Raw genomic sequence first — 949 nt, forward strand, 5'->3', positions numbered from 1 at the left:
TCTGGAGGAGCGCAACGTCACGACGTTCGTGGAGCTGGGCCCGGACGGTGTGCTCACCGCCATGGCCCAGGACTGCCTGACCCGCGACGACACCACCCTTGTGTCCGCGCTGCGCTCCGGCCGTCCTGAGCTCCAGAGCCTGGCCACCGCCGTCGCCGGGGCGCATGTGCACGGTGTCTCCCCGGACTGGGCCTCGGTGTTCGCCGGGACGGACACGGTCCGCACCGACCTTCCGCTCTACCCCTTCCAGCGCGACACCTACTGGCTCGACATCGGTTACTGGGCGGGCGACATGGCGTCCGCCGGGCTCGGCGTGGCCGACCATCCGCTGCTGGGCGCCGCGGTGGCGCTCGCCGACTCCGACGGCTTCCTCTACACCGGCCGGCTCGCCCTGGACACCCACCCGTGGCTGGCCGACCACGCGGTGGCCGGCTCGGTGCTGCTGCCCGGCACGGCCTTCGTGGAACTCGCGATACGCGCCGGTGACCAGGTCGGTTGCGATCTGCTGGAGGAGCTGACGCTGGAGGCGCCGCTGGTGCTTCCCGAGGCGGGCGGTGTCCAGCTCCAGCTCTCGGTGGGCGCGCCCGACGGTTCGGGGCGGCGCTCGCTGACGGTGTACTCGCGGTCCGAGGACTCGGCGGTCGACGAGCCGTGGACGCGGCATGCGTCGGGCGTGCTGGGCTCGGGCGCGCCCACGGCGTCGTTCGACCTGGCGGCGTGGCCCCCGGCGGGGGCGTCGGCGCTGCCGGTGGAGGGTCTGTACGAGGGGCTGGCCGAGGCCGGGCTGGCGTACGGCCCGGTGTTCCGGGGGCTGACGTCCGCGTGGCGGCTGGGCGATGAGGTCTTCGCGGAGCTGGAGTTGCCGGAGGGCGCGCGGTCCGAGGCGGGTGCGTTTGGTCTGCATCCGGCGCTGCTGGATTCGGCGCTGCACGTGGTGGGGCTCGGTGGC

1 protein-coding gene is annotated in these 949 nt (G+C 74.0%); it reads left to right on the top strand.

Annotated features, from left to right (window positions below; genetic code table 11):
* The coding region (locus NP777_RS46925) for a polyketide synthase dehydratase domain-containing protein (protein WP_256656329.1) at window positions 1–949 on the top strand (949 nt) is incomplete at both ends.

This window comes from Streptomyces rugosispiralis (assembly GCF_024505145.1).
GTDB lineage: Bacteria > Actinomycetota > Actinomycetes > Streptomycetales > Streptomycetaceae > Streptomyces > Streptomyces rugosispiralis.